Genomic DNA, 24,231 nt, shown 5'->3' on the forward strand with positions numbered 1-24,231 from the left:
ATCTCCGTTGGGCGTATCAGTGCATCAGCGCAGGCGGGTCGCGGCCTGCAGCATTTCGTCCGATGCCGTGATGGTTTTGGAATTCATTTCGTAGGCGCGCTGCGCGGTGATCAGGTTGGTGATTTCCTGCACCGGATTCACGTTCGAGGTTTCGACATAACCCTGACGCAAGGTGCCGAAGCCAACGGCATTCGGATTGCCAACGGTTGGCTGGCCGGACGCCGCGGTCTCCAGGAACAGGTTGTCGCCTGTCGCTTCCAGGCCGGCCTCGTTAATGAAGGTGGCAAGCTGGATCTGGCCGAGCTGCTGCGCGTTGGTCTGACCGGCAATGCGCGCCTCGACGATACCGGTGGCATCGATGCTCACCGACAACGCACCCTGCGGCACGGTGATGGCCGGATTGAGCAGGTAGCCGTCGACCGTCACCATCTGGCCCTGCGCGTTGATCTGGAACGAGCCGGCGCGGGTATAGGCGGTTTCACCCGATGGCAGCGTCACCTGGAAATAGCCCTTGCCGCTGATGGCCAGATCGTAGGTGTTGCCCGTCGTGGTCAGGTTGCCTTGTTCGTGGATGCGATAGACGCCGGCCGTGCGCACGCCGACACCGATCTGGATGCCTGAGGGCACAATGGTATTGGCATCGGAGGACGAAGAGCCTGGGCGACGCATGTTCTGGTACAGCAGGTCCTGGAATTCCGCACGCTGGCGTTTGAACGCCGTCGTGCTCATGTTGGCGATGTTGTTCGAGATCACCTCGACATTAAGCTGCTGGGCCATCATGCCAGTGGCGCCGGTGCTGAGCGAACGCATGGTTGGTTCTCCTGCTCTCTAGATCTTACGCGGTGCGCCCAAGCCGCTGGATCGCGGTGCGCATACGCTCGTGCTCGGCATCCATCAGGCTTTGTGTGCCCTGATACTGCCGCAGCAATTCCATCATCGCCGTCATCTCGACGATCGGTTCAACGTTGGATGCCTCCAGCATGCCCTGCACCAGTGTGCTGCCGGCCGATGCGACCTGCGGTTCCTGGTCGGTGGCGTAAAGGCCCTGGGAGGTCTTGCGCAGTTCCTGTTCGTTTTCGAAGGAGACCAGATCGATCTTCGCGACCTGCTGCTGGCCCACGGAAACGGTACCGTCGGTCGCAATCACCGGGATATCCTGGGCATCCTGCGGGATGATGATGTCGCGGCCCCGGCTATCCAGCAGCGGATGGCCGCCCGAGGTGACCAGGCGTCGGTCGGCATCCAGGCGCAGATGGCCGTCGCGGGTATAACGGCGGCCCTGCGGGGTATCCACGGTCAGGTAGCCATTGCCGGTAATCGCCACGTCGTAGGTATTGCCGGTCTGCTCCAGTTTCCCGACGCGGGTATCGCGCAGAACGGCGAAATCATTGACAAAGCTGACCTTTTTCGCGTCGGTCGGGCCCTTGAGGTATTCCTCGAACAGTACGCGCTCGCCCTTGTAGGCGTTGGAATTCATGTTCGCCAGATTGTTGGCCAGCACGTCCATCTCGCGTCGCATGCTCGAGAGACGGGACAGGCCGATATAGGTTGCGTTTTCCATGACACCAAACTCGCGTTTAGCTGTTGCTGGGCCATCATTTGCAGGGCTTGTGCCAACTCAATTTTTGCCGATAAACCGGCAAATATTTTGGTTAATTCAGTCCGAAGGGGCATTTTGGCCGAGGCGCGGCCGGGCCGACCCGGCAAATTCTGCCGGGCGGTGACAAAGTGTTAACTGTGGGGCCTTACCAATGGCAGCCTAGACTGAATAGGCAGAGGCCAGGGATTCGCCGGCATGAGTGACGAGACCGAAGGCCAAGAGGGCGACGAGCTCGAAGGCAAGAAGAAGAAGGGCAAGCGCGCGATCGTGATTATCGTTGCCGCTGTTGTGCTGCTGCTCGTGCTGGGCGGCGGTGGCGCGGCCTATTTCTTCCTGTTCGCCGGCAAGCATGAGGAAGCCGAGGTCAAGCCCGAGTTGCCGAAAGTGACGGTTTTTTACGATCTGCCGGATATCCTGGTGAACCTGAATTCCACTGGCCGCCAGGCATCCTATCTGAAGCTGAAGGTGGCGCTGGAACATAACGATCCACTGGCGACGCCGAAGCTGAACGAGTTGTTGCCGCGTGTCACCGACAACTTCCAGATCTATCTGCGCGAATTGCGGCCGGATGATCTGGTAGGATCGGCTGGCTTGTATCGACTGAAGGAAGAATTGCTGATCCGCGTCAATCAGGCGGTGGCTCCGATCAAGATCAATGATGTCCTGTTCAAGGAGATGTTGATCCAGTGACCAAGCGAGACAGTCATGGCGGATAATACGGAAGAGGGCGCAGCCTGGGCTGGCGGCGGAGATGACGCCGGCGGTTCTACCCGCATCCTGAATCAGGACGAAATCGACAGCCTGCTTGGCTTTGATGCCAGCGTCGAGGAGGATGCGGATAAAGCCGGCATACGCGCGATCATCAATAGCGCGCTGGTCTCCTATGAGCGTCTGCCGATGCTGGAGGTGGTGTTTGACCGCCTCGTGCGTCTGATGACCACGTCCTTGCGCAATTTTACGTCCGACAACGTTGAAGTTTCGCTCGATAACATCACGTCCATCCGGTTCGGCGATTATCTGAATTCAATCCCGCTGCCAGCGATCCTGAGCGTCTTTCGCGCCGTGGAGTGGGATAACTACGGCCTGCTGACGGTCGACAGTTCACTGATCTACTCGATCGTCGACGTGCTGCTGGGCGGACGTCGCGGTACGGCGGCGATGCGTATCGAAGGCCGCCCCTATACCACGATCGAACGCAACCTCGTCGAGCGTATGGTGAATGTCGTGCTCGACGACATGCGCGCCGCCTTCGAGCCGCTGGCGCCGGTTAATTTCTCTTACGACCGTATCGAGACCAACCCGCGCTTCGCCACCATTGCCCGCCCTGCCAATGCGGCAATTCTTGCCCGCCTGCGCGTCGACATGGAGGATCGTGGCGGCCGCCTCGAGCTGATGCTGCCCTATGCGACACTGGAGCCGGTTCGCGAGTTGCTGCTCCAGATGTTCATGGGCGAAAAGTTCGGCCGTGACTCGATCTGGGAAAACCACCTTGCCACCGAATTGTGGTCCACCGATGTAGAAATCGAGGCGGTGCTGGACGAGCAGGTGATGACGCTCGGCCAGGTCATGAATCTCGAGGTCGGCAAAACCATCATGTTCAACGCCACGCCTGAATCGGTGATCATGATGCGCTGCGGCGGCATTCCCATGGTGGAGGGCCGCATGGGCCGCATGGGGAACAATATCGCAGTCAAGATCGACCGGACGTTGAAGAACCTGGGAGGTGTATGATGACGGTGACTCTGGTCGTCGAAATCGTCGTTGCCGTCCTGCTGGTGATCACCTTCACGATATCGTTGGTGCTCAACCGCAGGCTCGGAAACCTGCGCGCCAACCAGGATGAGATGCGCCGTCTGATCGGCGAGTTCGACAAGGCATTGGCCAAGGCGCGTCAGGGCGTGACGGAATTGAAGGCGGCTTCTGCCGGGGCTGATGCGGCGCATGACGAACGCATGAAGCAGGCCAAGATTTTGCGCGACGAACTTGGTTTCATGATCGAGACGGCTGACCGGCTGGCGGATCGTCTGGCCGGCGAGGCAAGTGGCAACCGTGCCGTTCGGCAAGAGGCTGCCAGCCAGCGCGGCCCTGAGAAGGCTCAGGAGCGACCTCAGCCCGTGACGCCATTCCCGACCAAGCGGCCGGCCGCCATGCCGGCAGGCAATCGGGATTTCAAGATTGAGCCACGTTCGGAAGCCGAGCGAGAACTGCTCATGGCCCTGAGGCAGGCGCGATGACTGCGATACGGCAGCAGGCAGCAGACGGGCGATCCGGGAAATCCCGGCTTGCGCCGCGCGTGCGTATTCTGCCGTTGACGATCCTGGCCGTGGCGCTGTTGCTGGGGCTGAAGATCGGTTCGCTTTGGCAGGGCAGGGCGGAGTTGTTCGTCACGCCGGCCGGCGCGCAGCAGCAAGGCGCAGCAGGACAGCCCACCCAGTTGACCCCGCCGCCTGCCACGCAGCCGGCATCCCAGGCCCTGGCCCAGGCCCCGGCACAGCCCCAGCCCCCGGCGCAATCCCAGCCGCAATCGGCCGCGCCTTCACCGACTCAGGCCGCGCGCCCGGCCGGGGGCGGCGCCGCGCCATCATCAACGGTGCAGTCGCTGGCCGACCGCGACCCAACGACCTTTACCCGCGCCGAAATCGAACTGCTGGCCAATCTGGCCCAACGCCGTGATCAGCTTGAGCAGCGTGCCCGCGAGATCGACTTGCGTGAAAGCCTGCTGGCGGCCGCGGAGAAGCGTATTGATGAACGCATTGCCGAACTCAAAAAGCTTGAAGGCAGCATCAAGCAGATCGTCCAGCAATACGACAAGCAGGAAGAACAGAACCTGCAGGGGCTGGTGAAGGTCTACGAGAACATGAAGCCCAAGGATGCCGCCCGCATCTTTGAGAAGCTGGATGCCAACGTTCTGCTCGGCGTGGTCGAACGTATGAAAGAGGCCAAGCTGGCCGCCGTGCTGGCCGACATGAGCCCCGCCACGGCCCAGGACCTCACGGTGCGGCTTGCCACGCGCAAGCAGATTCCGCCCAGCCTGCGCGCCGGTGCGGAATCCCAGATCCAGCCCCCGGCCGGTGCGGCCCCGGCACCGGCTCGCCCTGCCGCGCCCGCTTCAACCGGCGCGGCACCTGCCACCCCGCCGCGCCCGGCGGGAGCGGGGGGCTGAAAACACGGTTAATTATGGGTTAATGCGCTGTAAGTACAGGGAAAACTCTGTCTTGCCGTATTGCCCGCCACGGGAGTATTATTTCAACAGATTTCAAGCGCAGCCGCAGAAGGGGCCGCGCCGGTCATCACTGCCGCAGGAGGCGCGCAAGGATGTCGATTGATCTGAGCATTTTGTACAGCGGCGCGAGCGCATCGTCGGGGACGATGTCGCCGACGGCGATGTATCGCAAGCTGCAGAAGCTTGCCGCCGAGAATGAAGCGAACAGCCAGCCGGATGCCGCCGTGGAGCAGGCCAAGACGGCTGCGCGCGAATTCACCAATGCTGCGATCAGACTGCAGAATGCCCAGGCCAAGGAAAACAACGCGCGCGTCCAGAACGACGTGATTTACTACAACAACCGTGCCGCGACAGCCACAACCGTCAGCGAGTTGATTAATGACGATCGTTTCATGCGCGTACTGGCCTATGGCAACGGTTATGAGGATCTGTTCAAGACAAATCCCCAGAAACTGCGCGACATCCTGACTAGCGATCTGAATGATCCTAATTCGGTGGCGCGGAAGGGGACATTGAAGGATCTGGAGCTGGCCAAGAAATATGGCTTTGGCTCGACCGGTGCGTTGCTGGACACGAATGGCAATGCGGTCGGTCTGGACAGCAACGGTAAAGTCGTCAACGACGGCACCATGGTTACGCCGCTTGATCCCGGATTGGCTCGTCTGCGCAAATTGCAGATCGATGCCAATGGCAAGGCGATGGTGACCAGCGGTTCGAAGAATCCGGCAGACGACGGAAAGCTGATCTTCGGTCCTGATATCGCGGCGCGGGATGCAAGCACATACTCGGCCAAGCAGAGCCTGGGTCTTCAGCAGGAACAGGCGGCGGCGCCAAATACGAAATCGGTGAACTATTACGAATTTGATGGGCCGGAATTCCAGAATTTCCGTGACCGCAGAGACGTGCAGTCGGAAATCCAGTATTTCAAGGAAAACATCGCTGGGATTCAATCGCTGGATGATTTCTTCAATAATCATCGCCTGCTGAAATTCGTGCTCTCGGCCTACGACCTCGAAAGCGAAGCCCAGTATCCCGGCAAGATCCGCAAAATCCTGGAAAGCGATCTGACCGACGTCGACTCGCTGGCGAACCGCTTCCAGGACCCTCGTTACAAGAAAATGACTGAGGATTTGGGTTTTTCCATCTTCAAGGAAATGAAGCTCAAACTCGGCTCGACGGCGCTGGATTTGGCGCAGAAATACGAGCGTGTGAAATACGAGCAGCATCTCGACGAGCAGGCGCCCGGTGTGCGCGCCGCGATCGAGTTCTCCCGCCGCATCAAGGATGTGGACCTGACGGTGCAATTGCTGGGCGACAGCGTCCTGCGTGAGGTGATCACCGTCGCCAACAACATCCCGAAGGAACTGGCCTACCAGGAAGTGGAAAGCCAGATAACGGCACTTGAGAAACGGGTTGACGTCAAATCGCTCAAGAGCGATCCCAACGAGATCGAGAAAATGGTCACCCGTTATCTGACCTTCAAGGGCGCCGAAAGCAGCGGCGGGCAGAGTTATCTGCTGAATCTGCTCGGCTAGGCTTCGCGCCGTTTTTCGGTTATGGCTGCCGGATGGCGGCTGGTTCATCCCTTCCGATCCTGGTGGTCGACGATCATCGCACCATGCTGGCGATCATCGCCAAGCAGTTGCGTGACATCGGTTTTCCGGAGGTCGACACGGTCGGCGATCCGATCACGGCATTGACGATGCTGCGCCGCCGGCGCTACCGCCTGATCCTGTCGGACTGGAACATGACGCCGATGGACGGCCTGGCCTTCCTGAGGGCCGTGCGGAGTGATCCGGATTATGCCGCGATCCCGTTCGTGCTGATCACTGCGGAAAGCCGGCCCGAGGCGGTGGCCGAGGCGGGGCGGCTCGGGGTCGACGGGTTCATTCTCAAGCCGTTTGATTCCGCCAGCCTTAAAGCCCGCCTGACCGGCCTTCTTGGCCGGGTTTAACTGCCGATCTGGTCGAAAGAACAATCTGTTAACAGTATCGCCTTATCCTGCCACGCTTCTATAATTGCGAAGCGCGGGGTGCGATTCTCCGCTGAGACCGGATCGACGCAGACAGGGAGCATGGCAAGAAGGCACGACAGGCAACCTCTCGCGAGCCGGCATCGTTCGGTGCGCAGTGGTGTCGCTGGCCTAGCAATGGCCGGCGCCCTTGGCCTTTTATCGCCAGCGATCCTGGCCCAGACCGAACCGCAAACGAATACCCCTCCGGTTGGCCGACCGCTTGCCGCGCCGCCGCAGCCGGCCGGAACGCCTGCAACGACCCCGCCGCAGGCCGCTCCTCCTGCCCGTTCTTCTCCTGTGCCGGCTGCCCCTGCGCCGGCGGCCGGCTCGGCTGTCCGTTTGCGCGCCGGCGAGCATCCCACCTACACACGGCTGGTTTTCGATTGGCCTCAGCGGGTCGATTTCGATGTCGCGACCGAAGGCGGCCAGACCTCGATCCGTTTCGCCAGTCCGCAGCCCGTGGATCTGGGGCGCTTGCCGCAGTTCCCGCCGCGCAATGTCAAGAACCTGGCCTGGCGCGCCCAGGGTGACGGCGGGATCGTCAGTTTCGCCGTTCCGGAAGGGGCCAGTGTCAAATCCTGGCGCGATGGCGCGAAGGTCGTGGTGGATATCACACCGTCGGCAGAGTCCAAGCCGGCACAGGCCGAAGCGAAGCCGGCGCCGAAGCCTGCGGAAGCAAAGGCGCCTGAAACCAAGACCCCTGAAACCAAGGTTGCGGAACCCAAGGCCCCCGAGCCCAAGGCCCCCGAGCCCAAGGCCCCTGAGCCCAAGGTGGCGGAGGCGAAGCCGGCCGCGCCGGCTGCCGCGCCTAAGGCACCGCCTGCACCAGCCTCGGCTCCGGTACAGCCCCCGGCGGCTTCACAGGTGGCACCCGCGGCCGCAGGCGTTCCGGCTGCCGCGCCGCTTGCGACCGTACAAAGCGCGCCGTTGGGCACCTTTATGCCCGCGCCGCCGACCGGGCCGATCACCGGCGAACCGCTGGTGCCCGGGGTGGATTCCAGCCGCACCGGCCCGCTGTTGAATTTCCCGTGGACGCGCCCGGTCGCAGCAGCGGCCTTCCTGCGCAACGGTAATCTGTGGCTGGTTTTCGATCGCTCCGCCAATGTCGATTTGCGTCCGATCACGACACGCGACTGGAGCGGCGCCATCAATGGTGTAGAGCAACTCCCCATCCCGGGTGTCACCGTGCTGCGTCTGGCCGTGCCCAGCGGCACCACGGCGAATTTCACGCGCCGCAATACTGGTTGGCAGATCGGTATCAACACGATCCAGCCCGAGCAGTTGGTTCCCAAGGAAACGGCGTCTGGTGCCATGGTCGACGATGCGGAATCGCCGCGCAATCGACCGCAGGAAATCGACGTGCGGCGCCAGCTTGATGCCGATGGCGGCGCGCGGCTGTTCTTTGCGGCAAACGATCCGTCGCCGCAACTGGTCATCCCCGATCCAGAGACAGGCGATATGCTGACGGTGGTGCCCTATGCCGGTGCCAATGGCGGCGTATCCAGCCGCCGCGATTTCATAGAACTCAGCGTGTTGCCCAGTTTCCAGGGCTTCGCGCTTGAGATGCATGCCGACAATCTGGATATCCGGCGTTATCCGCGCGGTATCGAGATCGCTTCGCCCAATGGCCTGTCGCTATCGGCGCCGCGCGGCGCCGACCCGAAGAGTGGCACGCTCGACATCCTGCAGTTCAGCGAATGGCGAAAAGTCGAGGGCAAGACCTATGCCGAGCAGGAAGAAAATCTGCTGCGTCGTATCGGTCTCAGTCCGACCGGCCAGCGCCAGCAGAATCGCATGGCCTTGGCCCAGTTCTATGCCGCTAACGATATGCAACCCGAGGCGCTTGGCGTATTGGCCAAGGCCCGGGCCGAACAGCCGGACCTGGAACGCGACAAACTCTATCGCGCGCTGCGTGGCATCGCCTATTTGCGGCTCGGTCGCTTGGCCGATGCGGCCAACGATCTCGATTCCAAGGTTTTCGACGACGATCCGGATGTGCTGGCCTATCGCGGCATGCTGGCCGCCGAGCGGGACGACTGGCCGGCGGCCCGGCGGGCCTTCTCGCTCTCGGGCGCCGCGGTCGCAAAATTTCCTCCCGACCTGCGCGCCAATCTGCGCCTCACCATGGCCCGCGCCTGGCTAGCCGGTGGCGATATCGCGGCGGCCACCGCCGAATTGCAGGCGCTGGATTGGGATTTGCTGACCCGCGGCCAGGCTGCTGAAGGCAATTATGTGCGCGGCCTGCTGGCCGATGCCACCAACAAGCCGGAAGACGCGATCCGCTATTTCGATCTCGCGGCGGGCAGTGGCGACCGCAGGGCGCGGGCATTGGCCGAATTCGCCAAGACCGACATGATGCTGACTCGCAAGCTGATCGACGTGCCGCAGGCGATCGAACGCATGGATCAGCTGCGCTTTGCCTGGCGCGGTGGTCCCTATGAATTCAATCTGCTGCGCAGGTTGGGCGAGTTGCAGTTTTCCACCGGTGATCTGCGCGGCGGCATCACGACCTTCCGCCAGGTCGTGAAGTATTTCCCGAAGTCGCCGGAAGTGCCTCTGCTCAGCAAGCAGATGAGTGACGAATTCGCCAAGCTGTTCCTCGATGGCGGTGCTCAGGCCCTGCCGCCGCTGACCGCGCTGGCTTTGTATTACGATTATCGCGAACTCACGCCGGTTGGACCGGAAGGCGATGAGATCATCGGCAAGCTGGCCGACCGCCTCGTTTCGGTCGATCTGCTCAATCGCGCCGCCGAGCTGCTTGAGCACCAGATCACCTATCGCCTGCGTGGCGAGGACCGTTCCAAGGCCGGTGCGCGTCTGGCCGTGGTGTATCTGCTCGACCGCAATCCCGATGCCGCGCTGAAGTCGCTGCAGAATACCCAGATGCCGAATTTGTCCCCTGCGGTGGTGCAGGAGCGCCGCCTGCTGGAGGCGCGGGCTCTGGGCGACCTCGACCGTTTCCCCGAGGCCCTCAATCTGCTGGGGCAGGACCAGAGCCCCGAAGCCCGCAGCCTGCGTGCCGACCTGCACTGGCGTGCCAAGGACTGGATTGCCTTTGCCCGCGTGGTCAGCCTGACGCTCGGCAATCGCCATGCCGACCCGGCGCCTTTGAGCCCCGACGAGCGCAAGCAGGTGCTGCAGCTTGGCGTGGCCTATTCGTTGACCAACGACATTGCCGCGCTGACCGATCTGCGCAGCAGATACGAAGCGAAATTCCGCGATACACCGGATGCGCCGGCTTTTGCCGCCGTTGCCAGCACGGTCACCCGGGCGGCTGGGGATCCGCGTGAACTGGCCGCCACGATCGCACAGATCGGCCAGTACGAAGCCTTCATGAGTCGTTACCGTGATCGCGTGGCCAAGGGCGGCCTCAGCGCGATCAACTGAGCGTGTTTGGCCTCAGCGGCCGAGGAAGCTTTCCACCAGCGCGGCGCAGACCAGGTTCCAGCCGTCGACCAGCACGAAAAAGATCAGCTTGAAGGGCAGGGAGATCATCACCGGCGGCAGCATCATCATGCCCATCGACATCAGCACCGATGCCACCACCAGATCGACCACGATGAAGGGTATGAACAGCAGGAAGCCAATCTCGAAGGCGCGCTTCAACTCGCTGATCATGAATGCAGGCACCAGCACGCGCAGCGAAATCGCTTCGGGACTGGCGGGTGGCGGCAGGCGGGCAAAGCCGCTGAACAGCGCGAGGTCTTTTTCGCGGACCTGACCGCGCATGAATTCATGGAATGGCGCAATGGCGCGGTCGAAGGCGACGCGCTCGTCGATCTGCTCTTCCATCAGGGGCTGGATGCCGTCGGCATAGGCACGCTCCAGTGCCGGCTGCATGATGAAGAAGGTCAGGAACAGCGCCAGGCTGATCATCACGGTGTTCGGCGGCGTGGCCTGGGTACCCAGCGCGCTGCGCAGCAGCGACAGCACGACGACGATACGAACGAAACTGGTGATGACCACCAGGATAGACGGCGCCAGCGCCAGGACGGTGGTCAGGGCGACCAGCTGGATGACCCGCCCGGTCAGGCTTCCGCCCTGGCCCAGGTCGATGGAAACCGATTGCGCCATCAGCGAAGACGGCATCAGCAGGAAAAACCCGGCCATGGCCATGGCCAGGCCCAGGGTGGCGCTCTTGACGATCCAGCGGTTACGCATTGCGGTCGTGTCCCTGTCGGCCTGGCACACGCAGAGTCGGCCAGCCGCTGCTGGCGTCTTCGGCACCGCCGGCGTTGTCCTCCGGCCTGAGGGCCGGGATACCGGTTTCAATCACCACATCACCATGGCTGCCAAGCAGCAGCAGGTGTTCGGTGTCGTCGCGGCGCACGAGAACCAACCGGCGCGCGCCGTCCAGCGGCATGCTGTCGACCACGCCGATGCGCTGGCCCGGCCGCCATTTGCCAAAACGGGCGCTGCCCGAAAGGGCGCGGGCGCCATAATAGAACAGGGCCAGCAGAATCAGCAGACCACCGAAGGCGATCGCCACTTGGGTAAGATTGATGCTGTCCATGCCGGTTCCCTGATTGCGCGTTACTTTGGTGGCGCCCCCCGAGTCGGGTCAAGCCGATACGATCTCATGCTCCGGACCATGCTCTGAACCAGGAACCCGGCTCGTTATTCAGGCAGGGCCTTGCCCTGGCTGCGATAGATGTAGCTGAGGATCTCGGCCACGGCGGCGAAGGCTTCGACCGGGATCAGGGCGTCGATATCCAGCTTGGACAGGATTTCGACCAGATCGGAATCCTGCCGCACGGTGATGCCGTGATCCAGGGCGATGCGCACGATCTGGTCGGCGATATGCCCCTGTCCGGAGGCCACCACCCGGGGGGCGTCGTCGCGCTTGGCGTCATACCCCAGGGCGACGGCTTTGCTGCGTGGGGCCGGCTTGCCGGGCGGGGAGGAGAACGGGGGCTGGGCCATGGGTCGGATCGGGCCATATCGTGAGGCAGGGGGCTTGCGACATCCTATCACGGCTCCCGGTTAACCGAATCTTTACGGCTGGGGGCCAGTCTGCCAGCCAGTGGCAAAGGCCAGCCCGGCTCAGCTAGGCCGGCCCCGCCCTCGATAAAGGATATGGCATGGATCTCGACCGCATCAGCCTGCTGAAGGCGATCACCCGGCGCATGGACTGGCTGGGCGAGCGTCAGCGCGTGCTGGCCGAGAACATCGCCAATGCCGACACGCCGGGCTATAAGCCCAAGGATCTCAAGCAGGTAGGCTTCAGCGAACTGGTCCGTAACAGCCAGCTCGGCATGGCCGCCAGCGCTACCCAGCCGGGTCATTTCCGCGGCCTGGGCACGCGCGGCAGCGATACCTGGAAGACCGAACGCGGCAAGGGGACTTACGAGGCCTCGCCGAACGGCAACGAGGTCAACCTCGAACAGCAGATGATGAATGTCGCCGAAACCCAGGCCGACCATTCCCTGATAACCAACCTTTACCGCAAGCAGGTCACCATGCTCCGCAAGGCGATCGGCACCGGCGGCCAGCGTTAATCTCCGCAGCGGATACCGGAGGCGATCCATGGAACTGAAAAATGCCATGAAAATCTCGGCTTCGGGCATGCGTGCCCAGGGCGAGCGTCTCAAGACCCTGGCGGAAAACATTGCCAATGCCGACTCCCTGGCGAAGACGCCCGGCGGCGATCCCTACCGTCGCAAGGTTGTCAGTTTCAAAAGCGAGCTCGACCGCGCCACCGGCGCCAATATGGTCAAGGCCCAGCCGCCGAAAACCGACAAGTCGGATTTCGAACTGAAATACGATCCCGGTCATCCATCGGCCAACGCCGATGGCTATGTGAAAATGCCCAACGTCAAGACCGTGATCGAGATGGCCGACATGCGCGAAGCTCAGCGCACCTATGAGGCCAACCTCAACGTGGTCGATTCGGCCAAGCAGATGATCACCCGTACGGTTGATCTGCTGCGGAACTGATGCCGGCGAGAGGAGACTGAACCATGGCCGATCTTCGCGTAGGCAATCCCCTTTCCGGGCTGGCGGCCTCTCTGGCCACCGGCGATGCCAGCAAGGTTAAAGCCGGTGGCGGTTTCGGCGACATGCTGGGCGAGGCCCTGCAGCAGGCCGTGGATGCCTCGAAGCAGTCCGAGGTCACCTCGGCCAGGGCCGTGGCCGGCAAGGCCGATGTTACCGACGTGGTGACGGCCGTGACCAATGCCGAAGTCGCCCTCGATACGGTGGTGGCGGTGCGCGACCGCGTCATCAACGCCTACCAGGAAATCATGCGTATGCCGATCTGACCCGCATACCCCTCTGGGGTTGCGGCAGACAATGCGGTATGGTCGGCGGCAGAGGGCGAATCGATGACGGCCGTCGAAGTTGTAGATGTTATGCGCGATGGGATCTGGGTTCTGATCAAGGTGGCTGGGCCCGCCATGATCGTCAGCCTGGTGATCGGTATTGCCATCTCGCTGTTCCAGGCCCTGACCCAGCTCCAGGAACCGACCCTGACGTTCGTGCCGAAAATCCTGGCGATCTTTGGCACCCTGATCCTCACCATGCCATTCATGATCGGCACCATGATCACCTTCATGGAGCAGATCGCCATCCGCATCGCTGGCCTGCAATAGCGGGGCGGGTCGTGCTGCAGGATTTCGTCGCCGGCAATATCTACGCTTTCATCCTGATATTCTGCCGGCTCGGCGCGGCCATGATGGCGCTGCCGGCGGTTGGCGAGACATCGGTGCCTGCGCGCGTGCGCCTGACCATAGCCCTGCTGATTGCTGGCCTGTCGACCCCCATTCTGGGGCCAAGCCTGCCGCCGCTGCCGGCCCAGCCGTTCCAGCTTGCCTTCCTGATCGTCACCGAAGTTGGCTTTGGCCTGGCGTTGGGGCTGATTTCGCGCCTGATCATGTCGGGCCTGCATGTCGCCGGCAGCATCATCGCCATGCAGGCCGGCCTCTCGGCCGCCCTGTTCTTCGACCCTAACCAGGGATCGCAGAGCGCGCTGCTCAGCAGCATGATGGTTTTTCTGGGCATCGCCCTGATCTTCGCCACCGACCTGCATCTGCTCGCCCTGCAGGCGGCTTACGACAGTTATGTGCTGTTCCCGCCACTGCGGGTGCCGGCCTTCGGCGATTTCGCCAACGTGGCGACGGATCTGGTCGCCTCCAGCTTTGCGGTGGGCACCAAGATGGCGGCGCCGTTCATCGTCTATGGCATCATATTCAACGTCGCCCTTGGCCTGCTCAATCGCCTGATGCCCACGCTGCAGATTTTCTTCATCATGCAGGCGCCCCAGATTGCCAGCTCGCTGTTCGTACTGGGCTTCTCGCTGGCGGCAATCGGCCTGATGTTCACGACGCGCTACGAGGAACTGATGGCGCAGTTCCTCGCGCCGCGTTAGGAGGCGGAGATGGCCGAAGACGCCGATCCAGACTCCAAAACCGAAGACCCTTCCGGCAAACGGCTCGAAGACGCGGCGAAAAAGGGCAATATCGCCAAGTCGCAGGAAATCGGCCATCTGTTCATCTTCCTGGCCGCCGCACTGCTGCTGTGGCTGATGGGCGATGTGATGTCGCGGCGTGTGATCGGCTCCACGCTGGTCTTTTTCGAGCAGCCGCATCGCATCCCGATCGATCCCAGCCACCTGACCCGTTTGGCATTGGACCTGATGCTCGACGTCAGCATGGTGATCGGCCCGGTGCTGGGGGTCTTCGCCGTATTCAGCCTGGCGGCCAGCATCATGCAGAACCCGCCCCAGTTCACGCCCGAGAAGATCAAGCCCGACATCAGCAAGCTTTCGCCGATGGCCGGCCTGAAGCGCATCTTCTCGGTGCCGACCGCAATCGAATTCGTCAAGAACCTGGCGAAGGTCTGCATCATTGGCGCCATTCTGTTTGCGATTCTGATGCCAGAACTCGACCGGCTGGAGACCCTGATCGATCTTGATCTCGCCGTCGTGTTGTCCTTCTGCGCCACCATCGTGCTCAAGTTGCTGGGTTCGCTGATCGCCATCATGGCGGTCGTGTCGGTCGCCGATTACCTGTACCAGCGCTACAATTTCATGAAACAACTCCGCATGACCCGCCAGGAGGTCAAGGACGAGCATAAGGAAACCGAAGGCGATCCGATCATCAAGGCGCGCTTGCGCCAGTTGCGCATGCAGCGCGTGCGCAAGCGCATGATGGCGGCGGTGCCCGAGGCCAGTGTCGTGATCACCAACCCGACGCATTATGCCGTGGCCCTGAAATACGAGGCGGGACAATCGGAGGCCCCGATGGTGGTGGCCAAGGGTGTCGACGTGCTGGCGCGGCGCATCCGCGAGATCGCCACCGAGCACGACGTTCCCATCGTGGAGAATCCGCCGCTCGCCCGTGCGCTCTATAAGGTGGAACTCGACCACCCGATCCCGATCGACCATTACCGCGCCGTGGCCGAGGTGATCAGCTATATCATGCGGCTGAAGGACGGCCTGCAGGCCCGTTACGAGCCCAAGGTCGAGACGATCGAGTAGCGGATGTCATTATCCTTCCTCTCCCTGATCGGAACGTCGCGTCGCCGCGCCGCCTGGTTGCTGGCCGAAGCCAGTCCGTTTGCCCGCGCCGTCACGCGCGGCACCACGTTGCTGGCCGCCAATACAGCCTATCGTGTGCTGGCCGGGCGATTGGGCCGGGAGGGCGGGATTCCGCCCGAGCAGTTGCTGGCCGGCGAGATCGGCAATGTCGAGACCCTGTCGCGCTTGCGCGCGCTGCTGCCGCTGGGGCGGGCCGTGCAGGAGGATTTCCCGCTTGAGCTGGGCGATGATTTCATGCCGCTCCGTGTCACCGGCATGCTGGTGCCGGGCCGGCGCGACTGGGTGATCTGGGATATCCAGGAGATGCCTGACAATGCCGCCGCGCTGATTGCAGTGCGGCAGCAGCGCGATGAATTGGCGGCCTTCATCGACAACGCACCCGTCGGGCTGTATTCCGTCGCGCCCGATGGCCGTTTCCTGTTCGCCAATCGCACTTTTGCCGCCTGGCTGGGGCTGCAGCCGGAACAACTGGTCGGCGGCAGTCTCGGCCTGTCGGATGTGTTGCAGCATGGCGAAGGCCGCGAAGGCGAGGCGATGACGCCGGACTGGGAAGGCGGCGAGGCCAAGCTGAAACCTGTCAAAGACGAGAAGGGTGATGTGGGCAAGGCCGGGCTTCGCCTGGTCAGTGTCAGTCAGACGGCCATTCCCGACCCCGAAGGCCATCCGCTGCGCTACAGCGCCGTGGTGCATGATCTGGGTCTTGAGTTGCGCCAACGCGGCACGCTGCGTCCGGTGGAGGCCGAGTTCCGCCGCTTCTTCGACCAGGCTCCTGTCGGCATCCTGGTGCTGGATGCTGCCGGCACCATCCGCGAAGCCAATGCCGCCTTCGCCGGTCTGTGCGGTCGCGACGACTGGCTGGGCCAGCGGCTGGCCGCCTTGGTGCGCGAGGAAGATGCGCTGGCTCTGACCCGGCATCTGGTGGCCCTGCGACGCGGCGAGATTTTCGGCCGCCCCCTGGAAGTCCGCCTGGCCGGTCCGCACGAACGCGTGGTGGAGGTGTTTGCGGCATCGTCGGCGGAACGCGATGACGGCCAGTCGGCGCAGCTTGTCTATCTGGTCGACACCACCGAGCAGCGCAGTCTGCAGACGCAGTTTCACCAGAGCCAGAAAATGCAGGCGGTGGGTCAGTTGGCCGGCGGCATCGCGCACGACTTCAATAACCTGCTCACCGCCATGATCGGCTTCTGCGACCTGCTGCTGCAGCGGCACCAGCCCGGCGACCAGTCTTTCGCCGATGTCATGCAGATCAAGCAGAATGCCAGCCGGGCCGCCAATCTGGTGCGGCAGCTGCTCGCCTTTTCACGCCAGCAGACCCTGGTGCCCAAGGTGCTGGACGTCACCGACGTACTGGCCGATCTGCGCAACCTCATCGGCCGCCTGATTGGCGAGACCATCACGCTGACCATGACCCATGGCCGCGATCTTGGCCTGGTGAAGGTGGACCAGGGTCAGCTCGAGCAGGTGATCATCAACCTGGCCGTCAATGCTCGCGATGCCATGAGCGAGGGCGGCGAGTTGAAGATCCGCACGCTCAACTATCATGTCGACCGCGCCACCGAGTTGGGCGCCGAGACCGTTCCGCCCGGCGATTACGTGCTGATCGAGGTAAGCGATACCGGTCACGGCATCGCGCCCGAGCATATGGCGAAGATCTTCGATCCCTTCTTCACCACCAAGGCGGTGGGCGCCGGCACCGGCCTGGGCCTGTCCACCGTCTATGGCATCATCAAGCAGACCGGCGGCTTCATTCATGTCGAAAGCGCGCCGGGGCAGGGAGCCAGCTTCCGCATCTATCTGCCGCGCTATCGGCCCAAGCCCGAGGAAATCGCGGCCAGCCGCAACGAGGCGCGTCCCGATACCCGCGATCTCACCGGTCGCGGCCTGGTGTTGCTGGTGGAGGACGAGGATGCCGTGCGTGCCTTTGCCGCCCGGGCGCTGCGCAACAAGGGTTACACCGTAATCGAGGCGGCCTCGGGCGAACAGGCGCTGGCCCTGCCGACCGACCAGCTCAACCGGGTGGAACTGCTGATCTCCGACGTGGTGATGCCCAATCTGGACGGCCCCAGCCTGGCGGCGGCCCTGCGGCAGAGCCGTCCCGACCTGAAAATTCTGTTTATCTCTGGTTATGCTGAAGACAGTTTACGCTCGAGTATGGCGAAATCGCCCCATGTGAACTTCCTGCCCAAGCCATTTTCCCTCAGCCAGCTGGCCGGAAAAGTGAAGGAAGTGATGGATGCCGAGCCCCCCGGCGGGAATCGCCCTGCGGCCTGAACGGCCGCGAACCTGGCTGAAATAGACCGGGAACATCCTGCGAATGAAGTGAAAAAACCCTGTCAGGGCAGGGACTTGTTGATTTCGCTGGACAATGGCAACTTTATGAGAACATATAGGGTCATTAGCGCGTATCGTTGCAAATCCACCGGCCCCATGAAAGGATGCCCCCGCATGTCGTCCCCCAATCTTCGCGTCGTGGAAAAAGAGAACATGGACAAGGGTAAGGCGCTGGAAGCCGCGCTCTCGCAGATCGAGCGCACCTTCGGCAAAGGCTCCGTGATGAAGCTGGGGGCGCGTCAGAGTATCGAGATCGAATCGGTCTCGACCGGCTCGCTCGGCCTCGACATCGCCCTTGGCATCGGCGGCCTGCCGCGCGGCCGCATCGTGGAGGTCTACGGCCCGGAAAGCTCGGGCAAGACCACCATCGCCCTGCATGTGGTGGCCGAGGCCCAGAAGAAGGGCGGCACCTGCGCCTTCATCGATGCCGAGCATGCCTTGGACCCGTCCTATGCCCGCAAGCTGGGCGTCAATATCGGTGAATTGCTGATCTCGCAGCCCGATACCGGCGAACAGGCGCTGGAAATCGCCGATACGCTGGTGCGGTCGGGTGCCGTGGACGTGCTGGTGGTCGACTCCGTCGCCGCCCTGGTGCCGCAGGCCGAACTGGAAGGCGAGATGGGCGACACCCATGTCGGCCTGCAGGCCCGCCTGATGAGCCAGGCCCTGCGCAAGCTCACCGCCTCGATCTCCAAGTCCAATACCATGGTGATCTTCATCAACCAGATCCGCATGAAGATCGGCGTGATGTTCGGCAACCCGGAAACCACCACCGGCGGCAACGCGCTGAAATTCTATGCTTCGGTCCGCCTCGACGTGCGCCGTATCGGCTCGATCAAGGTGCGCGACGAGGTGGTCGGCAACCAGACCCGCGTCAAGGTGGTCAAGAACAAGGTGGCCCCCCCGTTCAAGGTGGTCGATTTCGACATCATGTATGGCGAAGGCATCTCCAAGACCGGCGAGCTGATCGACCTGGGCGTGAAGGCCAATGTGGTCGACAAGTCGGGCGCCTGGTTCTCCTTCGACAGCCAGCGGATCGGCCAGGGCCGCGAGCAGGCCAAGGTATTTCTGAAGGAAAATCCGGAGGTTGCCGAAAAGATTGAAGCTGCGATCAAGGCCAATTCGGGCATTGTCGCCGCCGCCATCGATGCCGGCGCGGATGCCTCGGAGACCGAGGACGCAGATTGATTTTTCCCCTCGCGCCGCTATCTCGCGGCGTATGAGTTCTCTCCTCCATGGGAACCCCGGTACCGGAGCTCGGTACCGGGGTCTTTTTTTGCCCTAAAGCTGGGCAGTTAACCGCTTCCAGGCCGCCTTTCCGCTGGCTGGACAGGGGTTTCCCGGGGCGTTAATTAAGTCCTCTTGCCGGGTGGCCCGGGGGTGAAAATCCTTAACGGCCGGCCCGGCCCAGACAGCAGAAATTCCGCCGGCCGGCCCATTCGCCGCCGGCCTTGATCAGGGGTGTGAAGTCCATGTCCTCCGCCAGCGATATCCGGCAGGCTTTCCTCGACTATTTCGCCAAGGCCGGGCACCAGGTGGTGGATTCATCGCCGCTGGTGCCGCGCAACGATCCCACCCTGATGTTCACCAATGCCGGCATGGTGCAGTTCAAGAATGTATTCACCGGCCAGGAAAAGCGCCCCTATACCCGCGCCGCCACCTCGCAGAAATGCGTGCGGGCCGGCGGCAAGCATAACGACCTGGATAACGTCGGTTATACTGCCCGGCATCACACCTTCTTCGAGATGCTCGGCAACTTCTCCTTCGGCGATTACTTCAAGGAAGAGGCGATCCCGTTTGCCTGGAACCTGATCACCAGGGAATACGGCCTGCCCAAGGACAAGCTCTGGGTCACCGTCTATCACGACGACGACCAGGCCTTTAACATCTGGAAGAAGGTGGCGGGCCTGCCCGACGAGCGCATCGTGCGCATCGCCACGTCTGACAATTTCTGGGCCATGGGCGATACCGGCCCCTGCGGCCCCTGCTCGGAAATCTTCTACGATCACGGCGACAAGGTGGCCGGCGGCCCGCCGGGCAGCCCGGATGCCGATGGCGACCGCTATATCGAGATCTGGAATCTCGTGTTCATGCAGTTCGAGCAGGTGACGAAGGAGCAGCGCATCAGCCTGCCCAAGCCCTCGATCGATACCGGCATGGGCCTGGAGCGCATCACCGCGGTGATGCAGGGCAAGCACGACAATTACGATATCGACATCATGCGCACGCTGATCGAAGCGTCGGCCGATTTCGCGCATACCGATGCCGATGGCGAACACAAGATGAGCCACCGCGTGATCGCCGATCACCTGCGCTCGTCCTGCTTCCTGATCGCCGATGGCGTGCTGCCGTCAAACGAGGGTCGCGGCTACGTGCTGCGCCGCATTATGCGCCGCGCCATGCGCCATGCCCAGTTGATGGGCTGCAAGGAGCCGCTGATGCACCGCCTGGTGCCCGCGCTGGTTTCGGTTATGGGGCGCGCCTATCCCGAACTCGGCCGCGCCGAAAGCCTGATCAGCGAGACGCTGAAGCTGGAGGAAACCCGCTTCAAGCAGACGCTGGATCGTGGCCTCAAGCTGCTGGACGAAGCCACCACCGGCATGTCGAAGGGCGACATGCTGCCGGGCGAAGTGGCTTTCAAGCTGTATGATACCTATGGCTTCCCCCTCGACCTGACCCAGGATGCCCTGCGTCTGCGTGGCATCAACGTCAATCTCGATGGTTTTCAGGAGGCCATGGCCGCCCAGCGCGCCGAGGCCCGCAAGGCCTGGGCCGGTTCGGGCGAGGCGGCCACCGAGAAGGTGTGGTTCGACATCAAGGAAGAGCAGGGCGCCAGCGAATTCCTCGGCTACGACACCGAAGCCGCCGAAGGTCGCATCGATGCCATCGTGGTGAACGGACAGCCGGTGCAGGAGGCCAAGGCCGGTGCCGAGGTCGCCGTCGTGCTGAACCAGACGCCGTTCTATGCCGAATCCGGCGGCCAGGTCGGCGATACCGGCGTGATTGCCACCGCCGGCGGCGCGAAGGTGCAGATCTCTGACACGCAGAAGAAACTCGGCCTGCTGCATGTGCATGTCGGCAAGGTGGTGGAAGGCAATCTGAAAGTCGGCGACATGGCGACGCTCACCGTCGATCATGCCCGTCGCAGCGCGATCCGTGCCAACCACTCGGCCACCCATCTGCTGCATGCCGCCCTGCGGCGCAAGCTGGGCGACCATGTCACGCAGAAGGGCTCGCTGGTCTCGCCGGATCGCTTCCGCTTCGATATCAGCCATCCCAAGCCGCTCAGCGCCGACGAGACCCTGGCCGTCGAGGCCGAGGTGAACGAGATCGTGCGCCAGAACAGCGACGTCACCACCCGCCTGATGACGCCCGACGAAGCCATTGCCGCCGGCGCCATGGCCCTGTTCGGAGAAAAATACGGCGACGAGGTGCGTGTGCTGGCCATGGGCAAGCTGGATGGCGGCAAGGATTATTCGGTTGAACTCTGCGGCGGCACCCATGTGCGCCGCACTGGCGATATCGGTCTGTTCAAGATCGTCAATGAAGGCGCCGTGGCCGCCGGTGTGCGTCGTATCGAGGCGCTGACCGGCGAGGCGGCGCGCGCCTATTTCGCCGAACAGGAAGAGACCCTGAAAGCCGCCGCCGATGCGCTGAAGGCCCAGCCGCGCGAGGTGCCGCAGCGCCTGACCGCCCTGCTGGAGGAAAAGCGCAAGCTGGAGCGCGAGCTTTCCGAACTGCGCAAGCAGCTCGCCACCGGTGGCGGTGCGGGCGGTCCGCAGGTGAAGGACCTCAACGGCGTGAAATATGCCGCCCGCCGGCTGGATGGCGTGCCGGCCAAGGACCTGCGCGGCATGGTCGACGCGCTGAAGAAGGAGCTTGGCTCCGGCGTCGTCGCGCTCACCTCCGTTGCCGACGGCAAGGTGGCCGTGGTGGTCGGCGTCAGCGCTGATCTCACCGCGAAGCTGAATGCCGCCGATCTGGTCAAGATCGCCACCCCGCTGATTGGCGGCCAGGGTGGCGGCGGCCGGCCCGATTTCGCCCAGGGCGGCGGTGCCGATCCGACGGGCGCCGAGAAAGCGCTGGATGCCATCGCAGCCGAGATCGGCAAGGCAGCGTGACCTCGGGGCGCTACAAGCGCCACGCCGCCGCCACAGCCGATGGAGGCTGGCGGCGGTTCTGCTTTGAGCTGCTGGCCGATGATCTGGCAGATGCCGGCTTTGGCCATCGGCTGGTCTCGAGCCTGATCCTGCTCGGCATCGCGACCTGCGCGCTCGCCATCGTGCTGGTCACCGTTCCCGGACTGGATGCGCGCAGCGGCTTCTGGCTCGACCGTGTGCGCGAAGCCACCGATATCCTGTTCACGGTCGAATACCTGCTGCGCATCTGGATCGCGCCGGATTACATCCATGCCGGCCGTACCGGCGCCGCGGCAATGCGCCGACGTTATATGATGTCGTTTCCGGGCGTCATCGATCTGCTGGTGATCCTGCCCTTCTGGATCAACCTGATTGTGCCGTTTCCGCGTGACCTGTTTCTGACGCTGGAAATGTTCACCCTGTTCAAGCTGGCGCGCTACCTGCCGGGCTTAAGCATGGTCGCCGGCGTGCTGCGGCGGGAAATGTCGGCCCTGGGTGCCGCGCTGATGACGGTCGGCGTACTGCTGGTGATCGCGTCCTGCATCATGTACGTGCTGGAGAACGAGACCCAGCCCGAGGTTTTCGGCTCGATCCCGCAAGCCTTGTGGTGGGGGATCGTCACGGTGGGCTCTGTCGGGTACGGCGACATGATTCCGGTCACGCCGTTGGGCAAGCTGTTCAACGGCTTTGTCATCGTGCTGGGTGTGGCCACCTTTGCCATCCCGGCCGGTCTGCTCGCCTCGGGTTTCGCCGAGGAATTCAAGCGCCGCGAATTCATGGTGACCTGGCGCGCGGTGGCATCGTTGCCAATCTTCAGCCAGCTCGATGCCAGTTCGATCGCCGAGATCGCCAGTCTGCTCAAGCCGCAGGTGGTGCCGGCCGGCGCGGTAATCGTGCGCAGGGGCGACCGCGCGGAAGCGATGTTCTTCATCATGGCCGGCGAGGTGGAGGTGGAAATCCTGCCCGAGCCCGTGGTGCTGGGGCCGGGCCAGCATTTCGGCGAGATCGCGCTGCTCAATCGCACCGATCGCACCGCCACCGTCAGCGCCGTATCCGCCTGCCGCCTGCTTACACTGGATGTGGCGGATTTCCAGCGCCTGTTGCAGGTGCATCCGGCCATCCGCGAGCATATTTCCAACCTGGCCGAACAGCGTGCCGCACAAAGGAAAACAGCGGAGGGCGATACGCCCCCCGCCGTCTAGGCAGCGGCTTTCATCAGGCTCGACAGATACGAGCCGCGGTTACGCAGGAAGATATCCAGCAGCTTCGGATAGTCGGGCGACACGGCCTCTCTTATGCTTGTCCGCGCCGCAAGCACGCGTCGCCAGGCCTGCAGGTTCGGTTTTCCGTCGAAGAAACCGGGATCGATATATTGCTCGAACACGTCGAAATACCGGAAGACCGGGCCGAATGCGGCATCGACCAGGGAAAAATCCGCGCCTGAGAAATACGGCCCTTCCCGGTTCGCCAGCTCATCCTCCAGACGCTGGAATTTGGTGGCGATATCCGCCGTCTTCCGCTCAAGGCCGGCGGCATCGGAGGCGATATAGAATCCCCAGATGTCATTCAGCAGCGAAGACGCGAATTCGATCCAGGCGCGGTGCTGGGCGCGCCGGATCGGATCGGCGGGATGCAGGCGGGGCGCGATCGTCTCGTCCAGGTAATCGCAGATCGCGGCGGACTCAAAGAGCACGGCATCGTCCACCACCAGCAGCGGAACCTTGCCCAGTGGTGAAAGGGCCCTGAACCACTCGGGCTTGTTGCCCAGGTCAACCACAATGCGCTCGAATGAGACCTGCTTTTCCGTTAGGGTGATGGCCGCGCGCTGCACGTAAGGGCAGAGCGCATGGCTGACCAGTTTCAGTTGCGTCATGATCGGCTCCTTATCCGGCGCGGACGGCGCGGAACCGGAGAGCGCCACCGCCGACAAGGGCCTGCGCCACACAGAGCACCAGCAGATATGCCGGATATTCCCAGCCGCCATTCGATGCCGAAAAGACCCAGCCGTTTCCGGCATGTACATACCAGGCACCGATCAGGATGGGAGAAAGGGCGAGCGCCACAATGCGCGTCTGGATGCCGGCGATCAGCATCAGGCCGCCGACCGTTTCCGCCAGGGCCGTGACATAGGCGAGCCAGCCGGGCAGGCCGATGCCTTCGAAGAAGGCTGCCGTGCCGGCCAGGCCAAACACGAAGACTTTCAGCAGCAGGCCATGGGCCAGAAACATGACGCCAAGGCTGACGCGCAGCAGGGCAATGCCGTAGTCGCGGCTGGCGGGCGAGGTGAGGTCGATCATCGGGCGGTCTCCGCAGGTTGGTTCCGCTGCCGAAGTACCGCCTTCCATTTTGCAAATCCATATGCACTTTTGGAAATTCAATTTGCATGAC

At 62.9% G+C, this 24,231-nt stretch carries 24 protein-coding genes; 17 read left to right on the forward strand and 7 right to left on the reverse strand.

Annotation, left to right across the window (positions count from 1 at the left end; translation table 11 throughout):
- Window positions 1–24: 24 nt before the first annotated feature.
- Both flgG and flgF read right to left on the reverse strand, forming a co-directional pair.
- Window positions 25–810 (reverse strand): flagellar basal-body rod protein FlgG, encoded by a 786-nt coding sequence (gene flgG / locus ACE3OO_RS15560; protein WP_374304347.1) that lies wholly within the window; start codon window positions 808–810, stop codon window positions 25–27.
- A gap of 25 nt (window positions 811–835) precedes the next feature.
- Entirely contained in the window at window positions 836–1,561 is a 726-nt protein-coding gene (gene flgF / locus ACE3OO_RS15565) for a flagellar basal-body rod protein FlgF (protein WP_374304348.1), read from the reverse strand.
- Window positions 1,562–1,795: 234 nt separating this feature from the next.
- Here flgF and ACE3OO_RS15570 point away from each other — a divergent pair, with 234 nt between their 5' ends.
- The 7 genes from ACE3OO_RS15570 to ACE3OO_RS15600 all read left to right on the forward strand — a co-directional run bounded on the left by ACE3OO_RS15570 (window position 1,796) and on the right by ACE3OO_RS15600 (window position 10,224).
- Window positions 1,796–2,290, forward strand: coding sequence for a flagellar basal body-associated FliL family protein (locus ACE3OO_RS15570; RefSeq protein ID WP_374304349.1), 495 nt, complete (start codon window positions 1,796–1,798; stop codon window positions 2,288–2,290).
- A gap of 15 nt (window positions 2,291–2,305) precedes the next feature.
- Window positions 2,306–3,331 (forward strand): flagellar motor switch protein FliM, encoded by a 1,026-nt coding sequence (gene fliM, locus ACE3OO_RS15575; RefSeq protein WP_374304350.1) that lies wholly within the window; start codon window positions 2,306–2,308, stop codon window positions 3,329–3,331.
- Window positions 3,328–3,834, forward strand: a complete 507-nt coding sequence (locus tag ACE3OO_RS15580) for a DUF6468 domain-containing protein (RefSeq protein ID WP_374304351.1) — start codon at window positions 3,328–3,330, stop codon at window positions 3,832–3,834. Before fliM ends, ACE3OO_RS15580 begins: the two co-directional genes overlap by 4 nt.
- 59 nt (window positions 3,835–3,893) lie before the next feature.
- Entirely contained in the window at window positions 3,894–4,763 is an 870-nt protein-coding gene (locus tag ACE3OO_RS15585) for a MotE family protein (RefSeq protein WP_374304352.1), read from the forward strand.
- 152 nt (window positions 4,764–4,915) lie between these two features.
- A complete protein-coding gene (locus ACE3OO_RS15590) occupies window positions 4,916–6,358 on the forward strand; it encodes a DUF1217 domain-containing protein (RefSeq protein WP_374304353.1) in 1,443 nt (480 codons plus the stop codon).
- Between the two features lie 32 nt (window positions 6,359–6,390).
- Window positions 6,391–6,777: a response regulator gene (locus tag ACE3OO_RS15595; protein ID WP_374304354.1), complete on the forward strand. Its 387-nt coding sequence runs from the start codon at window positions 6,391–6,393 to the stop codon at window positions 6,775–6,777.
- Window positions 6,778–7,176: 399 nt separating this feature from the next.
- The gene (locus ACE3OO_RS15600) at window positions 7,177–10,224 is read left to right on the forward strand and encodes a hypothetical protein (RefSeq protein ID WP_374304355.1); all 3,048 of its coding nucleotides are present in this window, start codon (window positions 7,177–7,179) and stop codon (window positions 10,222–10,224) included.
- A gap of 12 nt (window positions 10,225–10,236) precedes the next feature.
- On the opposite strand, the gene fliP is transcribed toward ACE3OO_RS15600, so the two are convergent.
- The 3 genes from fliP to ACE3OO_RS15615 form a co-directional block, all read right to left on the reverse strand.
- Window positions 10,237–10,998, reverse strand: coding sequence for a flagellar type III secretion system pore protein FliP (fliP, locus tag ACE3OO_RS15605; RefSeq protein ID WP_374304356.1), 762 nt, complete (start codon window positions 10,996–10,998; stop codon window positions 10,237–10,239).
- Window positions 10,991–11,350: a flagellar biosynthetic protein FliO gene (locus tag ACE3OO_RS15610; protein ID WP_374304357.1), complete on the reverse strand. Its 360-nt coding sequence runs from the start codon at window positions 11,348–11,350 to the stop codon at window positions 10,991–10,993. Before ACE3OO_RS15610 ends, fliP begins: the two co-directional genes overlap by 8 nt.
- A 104-nt stretch (window positions 11,351–11,454) precedes the next feature.
- Window positions 11,455–11,760, reverse strand: a complete 306-nt coding sequence (locus ACE3OO_RS15615; RefSeq protein ID WP_374304358.1) for an EscU/YscU/HrcU family type III secretion system export apparatus switch protein — start codon at window positions 11,758–11,760, stop codon at window positions 11,455–11,457.
- Between the two features lie 158 nt (window positions 11,761–11,918).
- On the opposite strand from ACE3OO_RS15615, the gene flgB reads away from it, so the two are divergent.
- From flgB to ACE3OO_RS15665, 10 genes are all read left to right on the forward strand, one after another.
- Entirely contained in the window at window positions 11,919–12,335 is a 417-nt protein-coding gene (flgB, locus tag ACE3OO_RS15620; RefSeq protein WP_374304359.1) for a flagellar basal body rod protein FlgB, read from the forward strand.
- A gap of 28 nt (window positions 12,336–12,363) precedes the next feature.
- Window positions 12,364–12,774 carry a flagellar basal body rod protein FlgC gene (gene flgC, locus ACE3OO_RS15625; protein ID WP_374304360.1) on the forward strand — a complete coding sequence of 137 codons (411 nt, stop codon included), beginning with the start codon at window positions 12,364–12,366 and terminating at the stop codon, window positions 12,772–12,774.
- A 23-nt stretch (window positions 12,775–12,797) separates the two neighbouring features.
- A complete protein-coding gene (gene fliE / locus ACE3OO_RS15630; protein WP_374304361.1) occupies window positions 12,798–13,097 on the forward strand; it encodes a flagellar hook-basal body complex protein FliE in 300 nt (99 codons plus the stop codon).
- A 63-nt stretch (window positions 13,098–13,160) separates the two neighbouring features.
- Window positions 13,161–13,427: a flagellar biosynthesis protein FliQ gene (gene fliQ, locus ACE3OO_RS15635; RefSeq protein WP_374304362.1), complete on the forward strand. Its 267-nt coding sequence runs from the start codon at window positions 13,161–13,163 to the stop codon at window positions 13,425–13,427.
- Between the two features lie 11 nt (window positions 13,428–13,438).
- The gene (locus ACE3OO_RS15640) at window positions 13,439–14,203 is read left to right on the forward strand and encodes a flagellar biosynthetic protein FliR (RefSeq protein ID WP_374304363.1); all 765 of its coding nucleotides are present in this window, start codon (window positions 13,439–13,441) and stop codon (window positions 14,201–14,203) included.
- A 9-nt stretch (window positions 14,204–14,212) separates the two neighbouring features.
- Complete coding sequence (gene flhB, locus ACE3OO_RS15645; protein WP_374304364.1) at window positions 14,213–15,313, forward strand: flagellar biosynthesis protein FlhB; 1,101 nt, start codon at window positions 14,213–14,215, stop codon at window positions 15,311–15,313.
- A gap of 3 nt (window positions 15,314–15,316) precedes the next feature.
- A complete protein-coding gene (locus ACE3OO_RS15650) occupies window positions 15,317–17,644 on the forward strand; it encodes an ATP-binding protein (RefSeq protein ID WP_374304365.1) in 2,328 nt (775 codons plus the stop codon).
- 174 nt (window positions 17,645–17,818) lie between these two features.
- Entirely contained in the window at window positions 17,819–18,892 is a 1,074-nt protein-coding gene (recA, locus tag ACE3OO_RS15655) for a recombinase RecA (RefSeq protein ID WP_374304366.1), read from the forward strand.
- Window positions 18,893–19,176: 284 nt separating this feature from the next.
- Window positions 19,177–21,825 carry an alanine--tRNA ligase gene (alaS, locus tag ACE3OO_RS15660; RefSeq protein WP_374304367.1) on the forward strand — a complete coding sequence of 883 codons (2,649 nt, stop codon included), beginning with the start codon at window positions 19,177–19,179 and terminating at the stop codon, window positions 21,823–21,825.
- Window positions 21,822–23,045, forward strand: a complete 1,224-nt coding sequence (locus ACE3OO_RS15665; RefSeq protein ID WP_374304368.1) for a cyclic nucleotide-gated ion channel — start codon at window positions 21,822–21,824, stop codon at window positions 23,043–23,045. The genes alaS and ACE3OO_RS15665 overlap by 4 nt, the downstream gene beginning before the upstream one ends.
- Here the strand turns inward: ACE3OO_RS15665 and ACE3OO_RS15670 are convergent.
- Complete coding sequence (locus ACE3OO_RS15670) at window positions 23,042–23,716, reverse strand: glutathione S-transferase family protein (RefSeq protein ID WP_374304369.1); 675 nt, start codon at window positions 23,714–23,716, stop codon at window positions 23,042–23,044. The two genes, ACE3OO_RS15665 and ACE3OO_RS15670, sit on opposite strands and share 4 nt — an antisense overlap.
- A 10-nt stretch (window positions 23,717–23,726) precedes the next feature.
- Complete coding sequence (locus tag ACE3OO_RS15675; RefSeq protein ID WP_374304370.1) at window positions 23,727–24,140, reverse strand: DoxX family protein; 414 nt, start codon at window positions 24,138–24,140, stop codon at window positions 23,727–23,729.
- Between the last annotated feature and the right edge of the window lie 91 nt (window positions 24,141–24,231).

The sequence above is a fragment of the Ferrovibrio sp. genome (assembly GCF_041906005.1).
Classification (GTDB): Bacteria; Pseudomonadota; Alphaproteobacteria; order Ferrovibrionales; family Ferrovibrionaceae; genus Ferrovibrio.

What these genes read in the sequence shown, in the direction of transcription:
- flgG (WP_374304347.1), bottom strand. Translation starts at nt 810, where the DNA reads ATGCGTTCGCTCAGCACCGGCGCCACTGGCATGATGGCCCAGCAGCTT.
- flgF (WP_374304348.1), bottom strand. Translation starts at nt 1,561, where the DNA reads ATGGAAAACGCAACCTATATCGGCCTGTCCCGTCTCTCGAGCATGCGA.
- ACE3OO_RS15570 (WP_374304349.1), top strand. Translation starts at nt 1,796, where the DNA reads ATGAGTGACGAGACCGAAGGCCAAGAGGGCGACGAGCTCGAAGGCAAG.
- fliM (WP_374304350.1), top strand. Translation starts at nt 2,306, where the DNA reads ATGGCGGATAATACGGAAGAGGGCGCAGCCTGGGCTGGCGGCGGAGAT.
- ACE3OO_RS15580 (WP_374304351.1), top strand. Translation starts at nt 3,328, where the DNA reads ATGATGACGGTGACTCTGGTCGTCGAAATCGTCGTTGCCGTCCTGCTG.
- ACE3OO_RS15590 (WP_374304353.1), top strand. Translation starts at nt 4,916, where the DNA reads ATGTCGATTGATCTGAGCATTTTGTACAGCGGCGCGAGCGCATCGTCG.
- ACE3OO_RS15595 (WP_374304354.1), top strand. Translation starts at nt 6,391, where the DNA reads ATGGCGGCTGGTTCATCCCTTCCGATCCTGGTGGTCGACGATCATCGC.
- fliP (WP_374304356.1), bottom strand. Translation starts at nt 10,998, where the DNA reads ATGCGTAACCGCTGGATCGTCAAGAGCGCCACCCTGGGCCTGGCCATG.
- ACE3OO_RS15610 (WP_374304357.1), bottom strand. Translation starts at nt 11,350, where the DNA reads ATGGACAGCATCAATCTTACCCAAGTGGCGATCGCCTTCGGTGGTCTG.
- ACE3OO_RS15615 (WP_374304358.1), bottom strand. Translation starts at nt 11,760, where the DNA reads ATGGCCCAGCCCCCGTTCTCCTCCCCGCCCGGCAAGCCGGCCCCACGC.
- flgB (WP_374304359.1), top strand. Translation starts at nt 11,919, where the DNA reads ATGGATCTCGACCGCATCAGCCTGCTGAAGGCGATCACCCGGCGCATG.
- flgC (WP_374304360.1), top strand. Translation starts at nt 12,364, where the DNA reads ATGGAACTGAAAAATGCCATGAAAATCTCGGCTTCGGGCATGCGTGCC.
- fliE (WP_374304361.1), top strand. Translation starts at nt 12,798, where the DNA reads ATGGCCGATCTTCGCGTAGGCAATCCCCTTTCCGGGCTGGCGGCCTCT.
- fliQ (WP_374304362.1), top strand. Translation starts at nt 13,161, where the DNA reads ATGACGGCCGTCGAAGTTGTAGATGTTATGCGCGATGGGATCTGGGTT.
- flhB (WP_374304364.1), top strand. Translation starts at nt 14,213, where the DNA reads ATGGCCGAAGACGCCGATCCAGACTCCAAAACCGAAGACCCTTCCGGC.
- ACE3OO_RS15650 (WP_374304365.1), top strand. Translation starts at nt 15,317, where the DNA reads ATGTCATTATCCTTCCTCTCCCTGATCGGAACGTCGCGTCGCCGCGCC.
- recA (WP_374304366.1), top strand. Translation starts at nt 17,819, where the DNA reads ATGTCGTCCCCCAATCTTCGCGTCGTGGAAAAAGAGAACATGGACAAG.
- alaS (WP_374304367.1), top strand. Translation starts at nt 19,177, where the DNA reads ATGTCCTCCGCCAGCGATATCCGGCAGGCTTTCCTCGACTATTTCGCC.
- ACE3OO_RS15670 (WP_374304369.1), bottom strand. Translation starts at nt 23,716, where the DNA reads ATGACGCAACTGAAACTGGTCAGCCATGCGCTCTGCCCTTACGTGCAG.
- ACE3OO_RS15675 (WP_374304370.1), bottom strand. Translation starts at nt 24,140, where the DNA reads ATGATCGACCTCACCTCGCCCGCCAGCCGCGACTACGGCATTGCCCTG.